Origin of the sequence: Falsigemmobacter intermedius, from assembly GCF_004054105.1 — a bacterium.
Classification (GTDB): domain Bacteria; phylum Pseudomonadota; class Alphaproteobacteria; order Rhodobacterales; family Rhodobacteraceae; genus Wagnerdoeblera; species Wagnerdoeblera intermedia.
In genome coordinates, this window is sequence record NZ_SBLC01000066.1 from 1057 (window position 1) to 8191 (window position 7135).

Below are 7135 nucleotides of genomic sequence, written 5' to 3' on the forward strand. Positions count from 1 at the left end.
CCAGTGCCTTCTTCATCGTCCACCCTCGTCACGGGCCGGACGCCAATCGCAATTGGAAGAAGTATCCCTTGACGGGTTACCGTTGCTTCACCGCGTGCGGCGCTGAAGCAGGGACATGGCTTGATCGAAGAAGTCGCGCGGACCCATCTGGCCCCCTTTCAACGCTAGATCGAGCGGGCCGAAGGGCCCGTCGCAGGTCAAAAGGGGAACGCCCGCGCAGACCTGTGCTTCATAGTCGAGCCAGCGAATTGCCAGCCGCTGAACGATCGCGCCAGAGGTGTCGCCCCCCGCCACGACGAGCCCGCCCAAGGTCCTACCTACTAGAACATCAGCGACGAAATCGGCCGCTGCCCGCGCAAGCTCGGCCGGAGAGATCTCGCCCGCATGATCGGCAGTCAGATAGATGAGGCAGCTCTCGCCCCGCTCCAGCCGCTCTTCGGCCCACCGGCGCGCCTCGGCCAGCGCCGCTCCTGCCGCCATCATATCCGCCGGATTGACCGGCAACCGCCAATAGCCCGAGGCCGCCGCGATCTGCGCCGTCGTCACTGAGGATCGGCTGCCGGCGAAGGCGAAGACCGGCCGCGCGGTGGGGGCGCGATCCGGCGGGGACGCGACCGAGGCTGTCCCCTCCGTGATCCCGAGCGAAGCAAGCCAAGCCTCGGCCACCGAAGACGCGCCGATCACCAAAACAGGGCCGGGTGCGCTGAAGAGATCGCGCCCAACCGCTGTGATGTCGCCTTGTTCCAAAGCGTCGTATAAACGGGGGAACCTTTCACCCTGCGCGCCGCGCGGCACGAGATGCAAGCCGCAAAGCCCGAGCGCTCCGAGGTGGCGCGTCAGATCCGCCTCACACATCGGAGTGACGGGGTGGCACGACATCACCGGATGCCGATCGATGCGGTGCACGAAGCCGTCGGGCCCCTTGGCAAAGAGCGTGCCGAAGACCGCATAGCGCCCGAGGGAGGGTTGCCCTCCCAGCACCGCCAGATCGACGATGCCCGTCGCTTCGGCGAGGCCCTCGGCGAGGGTGACGAAATTCCCGATCTTGGCGCTGCTGTCGAAGGTCGAGCAGACCTTCACATGCAGGATCTGCGGATTATGCGCCGCCAGTGCTGGCCCTATGTCGCGCAGCAGATCCGCGAGCTCCTCTGGCCCCATCGCGCGGGCATGGGTCGCAAGGCCGAAGGCGTCGAGGCCCGCAACCTCCTCGGGCGAAGGGACCTCTCGAAAGAGACGAACCTTCAGACCCGCCCGCGCCAATGTCGCGAGCGTGTCCGAGGCGCCGGTGAAATCATCCCCCACAAAGACGTAGCGCATGGCTCAGGCCTTCGGACCGAATTTGGCCAGCGCTTCGGCCAAGGTGGGATGGCTGCGGGCCTTCTCCTCAAGGGAGATGCCTTCGGCATGGGCGTCATAGGCCTGACGCAGCGAGGCGATCCCCGCCGCAGGTCCCGAGGGATGCGCCATGATGCCGCCGCCCGCCAGGAACATCAGATCATCGGACCCGGTCTGGCGCAAAGTATGGGCCAGCGTGCCCGCCCACTGCCCCGAGGAGAAGACCGGCATCACCCGGTCGTCCTCCGCCCCGAGCGGGGTCAGGCAGTGGCGCGCGGCCTCGGTCACCTCCTCGTCGGTATCCGCGAATTTGCCGCCCATCCCGTGGACATGCAGATGATCGACGCCGGCCAGCCGGTACAGCGTCTGATAAGCGCGGACCCCGATCCCGAGGGTAGGATGACGGTTCATCGCGCCGTATCCGTTACGGTGGCCGTGGATCGACAGATCGGTATGGCGGCGCAGGGTCTGCACGCCCGAAAGGCCGACCCAGTTCATCGACACCATCGCGCAACTGCCCTCCTCAGCAGCAAGAAAATCGGCGTGACGGCGCATCTCGTCGATTTCGTCGGTGATGTTGAACGCCACCATGACCAGCCGTCCGGTGCGGTCGCGGTGACGGCGCACGCGGTCCATCACCGCGCGGATCCGCGCGGGCACCGGGGCATGGGGGTGGGTGCCCGCGATCTCGTCATCCTTGATGAAATCGCTGCCCGCCTCGCACAGACGCCCGACCAAATCGGCGATCTCCTCGGGCGAGAGGCCGATGTTGGGCTTGATGATTGTGCCGAACATCGGCCCCGTCGCCACGCCGGCCGAACGGCGGGTGCCCATGATCCCCATCGAGGGGCGCTCGTAGCGCGCCCGGTAGCCGGGGGTGAGTTCGACGTCGATCAGCTTGAGGCCGGTGACCTCGCCCAGATCGAAGAGGTTGCCTGCCACGATCGAGGCCAGCGTGGGCAGGTTCACGCCCACGTTGTCCTCGGGATAGTCGATCACCACGCGCCAGATCCCACGCGGGCCGGTCATGCCGCGCCGCAGCGCCCAAGCAGAGACCAGCGAGGGCGCCTCGACCCGCCCGACCTCTTCGATGGAGACCACCTGCGCGCCGAAACGCGCGCGCAGATCATCGGTTTCGCCCTCGACCCGCACGAAGGTGCCCGCGCTTTGCTCGCCCGCCATCATGGCGGCGACCTCTGCGATGGGACAGGACGTCTCGACCAGATAGGTTGCTCGGATCATGTCTCAGATCTTCGTCAGATCAGGGAAGGGGCGCACGGGATCGGCGCCGTCCCATCCCATGGAGGTCTCGCGGATGAGATCGAACATGCGCCCCTTCGGGCCTTTGACTTCCGAAAGCTCAATGCAGGTGCCCGGATGGGTCTCGCGGTCGAAATAGGCGAAGCGCCCGTTTTCGCCGACATTGCCCGACATCTTCACCTTGAACCCCTCGTCCAGCATCAGCGCGAGGTCGCGGTCGTAGTCTTCGGTCCAATAGGCGGTGTGCTGGAGCCCCGAGTGACCCGCATCGGTGAACTCCTTGTAACAGGAGGGGACATCGTTGCGACACTGGATCAGCTCTACCTGGATGTAGCCCGAGTTCGCCAGCGCGACCGAGTTGTGGGGCACGTAGCTTTTTCCCTCGAAGAGATAATCCTCGATTGGAACGCGCGGGTTGTAGAAGAAGGGGCCGACGCCCATCACTTCCGTCCAATGCTTCATCGCCGCTTCGATATCGGGGACGACAAAGCCAAGTTGTCGGATCGGGCCAAGAAGACGGCTCATGACTTACTCCATCAGGTAGTTGGGCAACCAAGCGCTGAGACCAGGGAAGAAGGTCACGAGCGCAAGCGCGATGAACAGCGGCAGGAAGAAGGGCATCACCCCGCGGAGGACCTCGGCGAATGACATCTTCGCGGCGATCGACATCATGTAGAGGCTCATGCCCACGGGCGGCGTCAGCAGGCCGATCATCAGGTTCAGCACCATGACCACGCCGATCTGTTCGGGCGGCGCACCGGCTTGGATCAGGGCAGGCGTGACGATGGGGGCGATGATCAGGATGGCAGCGATGCTCTCCATGAACATCCCCGCGATCAGCAGGATCACGTTCAAGATCAGCAGCAGGACAAGCGGATCATCCGAAATCCCCAGGAGCCAGACGCCTGCCTTGTCGGGGATCTGGTCCATCGTCAGCACCCAGGCGAAGATCGCGGCGGCGGCGACGACGAAAAGGATGTTCGCGGTGGCGAGAACCGTCTCGCGGGTGGTCTCCAACAGGGCCTGCCAAGTCAGCGAGCGGTAGACCGCCAGCCCGATGAAGATCGCATAGGCCACCGTGATGCCCGCGGCTTCGGTCGGACCGAAGATCCCAGAAAGGAGGCCCCCGATCAGCAAAACCGGCGTCAACATGGCCGGCAGCGAGATCAGCGCCAAGCGCCCGAAGGCCTGCAGGCTGGGCGAGACGGTATCGCGCGGCAGGTTCTGCCGCTTGGCGACGAGCGCGATGTAGCCCATCAGCATGGCCGTGATCATCAGGGCAGGCACGATCCCCGCAAGGAGGAGCTTCACGCCCGAGACCTCGGCTGCGGTGGCAAAGATGATCAGCGGGATCGAGGGCGGGAAGATCGGCCCGATGGTCGCGGCGGCGATGCTGACACCGGCGGCGAAGCGGCGGGAATAGCCCTGGGCCTCCATCTCGCGCACCTGCATGGCGCCCATCGCGCCGATGTCGGCCAAGGCGGCGCCAGACATGCCCGCAAAGACCAGCGAGAGCAGCACGTTCACATGCGCCATACCGCCCCGAACGCGGCCCACCACCATGCGCACGAGATCGAACATATAGCGGGTGACGCCGGTCGCGGTCAGCAGACCGGCGGCAAGAATGAACATCGGCACCGCCAGCAAGGGCGAGCTGTCGATTGAATTCACCGCACGCTGCATCAGCACCGACAGCGGCAAGCCGTGGACGAAGATCGTCACCCCCGCCGAGAGGCCGAGCGCCACCGCGATCGGGGCCTTGATGATCAGCAGCCCGGCAAAAACCGTCAAAAGAAGAAGGGTCACGCGGCGGGCTCCTGATTTTTCACGATCGCCGACAGACGCCACAGAGCGATGACGCCAAGGAGGACGAAGGAGAAGACCACGGGCGCATACAGCCAGATGTTCTGCATCCCGAGCGCGGGCGTGCGGAATTTCCAGGCGCGCAGAAGATAGAGATACCCGCCCCAGATGATCAGCGCGCTGAAGACGAAGACTGACAGTTCCGCCAGCATGAGCGAGATCTTCTGCGTCAACCGCGGCATCAGATCGACGAAGACATCCACCGCCACGTGCTGGCCACGCAGCGCGAGATAGGGGGCCGTCAGATAAACGCAAAGCACCCCCGCCAGACGCGAAACCTCTTCGGCGCGCGGCAGGCCTTGGTTCCAGAGGTTGCGCGCCGCGATCTGCGCTACGATCAGCACGACGATCAACAGCATCAAGACGACGGCGAGGCTCAGAAGCCCGCGCGTGATCAGATCCAGCGCCCGTGGAAGGGGCGCTGGCTGAAAGGAAAGATCTTGGTCGGCCATCTTACGCTGTCGCAGCGACTTTGGCGTAGAAGTCACCGAATTGCTCGGCGAATTCCTTGTTGATGCGCGCCTGCACCCCTTCGCGGAAGGCCGCGACGTCAAGTCCGTTGCTATCGTCGATCACGGTCATTCCGGCGGCCTTCAGAGCGGCCAGATCGCTAGCCTCGGCGCCGAGCATCTCTTTCGAGGCACGCGCGCGGGTCTCGGCCGAGGCTTCGGTGATCGCCTTTTGATGGGCTTCGGGCAGGCCCTGCCACACGTCGTCGTTCATCATCACCATCTGCGCGGCAGAGGTATGCCCCGTCAGCATCAGATGCGACTGCACATCGGCCAGCTTGGCGGTCAGGATTACGTTCAGCGGGTTTTCCTGTCCCTGCACCACGCCAGTCGCGAGGGCCGTCGGCACCTCGGACCAATCGACCGGGACGGGGACCGCCCCCATGCCCTCGACGGTCGCCATATAGATCGGGAAAGGAATCGCGCGGATCCGCTGACCGGCGAGATCGGCGGGGGCCTTCACCTCTTTGTTGGCGGTAAGCTGGCGGGTGCCGAAGTAGAATCCGTAGATGACCCGGGTGCCCGAGGCCGCGATCAGGCCTTGGTTTAGCTCCTGCATGAGCGGGCCCGCGGCATCGGTCACCTTCAAAAGATGGTCGACGTCGCGATAAAGATAGGGGGTGTCGAAGGCCGCGAAGGGCGCATGCAGCGAGCCGATGGCGCCTGCGGTGTTATGCGAAAACGCGATCGAGCCGGTCGAGACGGCTTCGGCCAGCTCCTGCAGCTTGCCCAGCTGCGAGTTCGGGAAGATCTGGATGTTGAGCTCGCCATTGGTCTTTTGCGCGACCGCTTCGGCGAACCATTCCGCCTGCGCCCCGGCGATGGAATTGGGCGTATGCATATGGCCGTAGCGCAGCACGGTGGCCGCCATGGCCTTGCGGTTCAGCATCGGCACGGCCAAGGCCGCGCACCCCGCCACCAGCATCTTGCGCCGCGAGACATTGAGCGATTTTGACATCTTTTCCCTCCCCAAGGACTAGCCGGAGCATGCCCCCGGACTTGACCAGCAGATTAGTTCAGAGCGAACATCGCCAACAAATGCTACTTTTTGATGGGTTTTGATGGATTTCTCCGACAAGCGCCGCGCGGGCATTCGCGACATTGCCCGCGCAGCCGGCGTCTCGCAGGCCACGGTCGATCGGGTTCTGCATGCCCGTCCCAATGTGAAAAAGGCGACTGCGGCCCGTGTGTTGGCGGCCGCCGCCGAAGTCCGATACCTGAGCGAGGAAGAGTTGGACCGCCTGCGCCGCCCCGCCATGCCGCGTCTGATGGTGCTCTTTCCCCGCAGCGCAAACCCCTACATCCGCACCCTGAATGAGGAGCTGCGCCTTTGGGCGCATCTGCGCGACCGTGGCGCCAGGATCCGCAGTTTTCTGGTGGAATCCTCCGCCCCCGATGCCTTCGCGCGAGCCCTGCGTCGATTGGGGCGTCAAGCCGAGGCGGTGGCCTTCTTCGGGATAGATCACCCCGATATCCGCGATGCCGCCGATGCGCTGGTGGCGGAAGGAAAAACCGTTCTGACGTTGATCAGCGACCTCACGCGCTCGCGCCGGCAGGCCTATATCGGCATCGACAATCTGGCGGCGGGCCGGACGGCGGCCTTTTTGATGGCGCGGGCAGCCCCGCCCGAGGGCGGTAAGGTGGCGGTGGTGGCCGCGACACGGCATTACCGCGCGCATGTGGAGCGCGAGCTGGGCTTTCAGGAAATCATCGAGCGCGATTGGCCGAAGTTGCGGTTCTCTGGCACGCTCGAGGGGCAGGACGATCCGCAGCTCAACGCGCGGCTGACCGAAGACATGCTGGCGCGCAGCCCCGATCTGGTCGGGATCTACAACGTGGGGGGCGGCTCGGAGGGGATCGGGGCGGCGCTGCGGCGGCTCAGGCGGCCGGGCCAAGTGCAACTGATCGGCCACGGCTTCAGCCCCGGCACGCGAAAGCTCTTGGCCAACGGCACGATGAGCGCGGTGCTGACACAGCGAAACCAGACGCTGATGGAGGCGATGCTGGACCAGGTACACCTGAGTGCAACGCCTGCCCCGCTTCCGCTTCAGTTTATCTTCCCGACGAACCTGCCGAGCGAGGTCTGAGACGCAGACCGCTGCACCCTGTGAGCGTATGCCGCTGCCCGGACAGGCAGGCGTCATGGGGCAGGTCTATACCCTTGAAGA

The 7135-nt window shown here is 64.9% G+C and carries 7 protein-coding genes; 1 reads left to right on the forward strand and 6 read right to left on the reverse strand.

The features are described from left to right. Positions 1 to 87: 87 nt before the first annotated feature. Genes EP867_RS18290 through EP867_RS18315 form a run of 6 tightly spaced genes read right to left on the reverse strand, consistent with a single transcriptional unit; the run spans position 88 to position 5925 of the window. Positions 88 to 1317 (reverse strand): four-carbon acid sugar kinase family protein, encoded by a 1230-nt coding sequence (locus tag EP867_RS18290; protein WP_128490895.1) that lies wholly within the window; start codon positions 1315 to 1317, stop codon positions 88 to 90. Positions 1318 to 1320: 3 nt separating this feature from the next. After that, positions 1321 to 2577: a RuBisCO large subunit C-terminal-like domain-containing protein gene (locus tag EP867_RS18295; RefSeq protein ID WP_128490896.1), complete on the reverse strand. Its 1257-nt coding sequence runs from the start codon at positions 2575 to 2577 to the stop codon at positions 1321 to 1323. A 3-nt stretch (positions 2578 to 2580) separates the two neighbouring features. Continuing rightward, positions 2581 to 3120, reverse strand: coding sequence for a VOC family protein (locus EP867_RS18300; RefSeq protein WP_128490897.1), 540 nt, complete (start codon positions 3118 to 3120; stop codon positions 2581 to 2583). A gap of 3 nt (positions 3121 to 3123) precedes the next feature. Next, entirely contained in the window at positions 3124 to 4401 is a 1278-nt protein-coding gene (locus EP867_RS18305; protein WP_128490898.1) for a TRAP transporter large permease, read from the reverse strand. After that, a complete protein-coding gene (locus EP867_RS18310) occupies positions 4398 to 4910 on the reverse strand; it encodes a TRAP transporter small permease (RefSeq protein ID WP_128490899.1) in 513 nt (170 codons plus the stop codon). Before EP867_RS18310 ends, EP867_RS18305 begins: the two co-directional genes overlap by 4 nt. 1 nt (position 4911) lies before the next feature. After that, complete coding sequence (locus EP867_RS18315; RefSeq protein WP_128490900.1) at positions 4912 to 5925, reverse strand: TRAP transporter substrate-binding protein; 1014 nt, start codon at positions 5923 to 5925, stop codon at positions 4912 to 4914. 103 nt (positions 5926 to 6028) lie between these two features. Here EP867_RS18315 and EP867_RS18320 point away from each other — a divergent pair, with 103 nt between their 5' ends. Then, positions 6029 to 7054, forward strand: coding sequence for a LacI family DNA-binding transcriptional regulator (locus EP867_RS18320; protein ID WP_128490901.1), 1026 nt, complete (start codon positions 6029 to 6031; stop codon positions 7052 to 7054). The last annotated feature ends 81 nt before the right edge of the window (positions 7055 to 7135 follow it).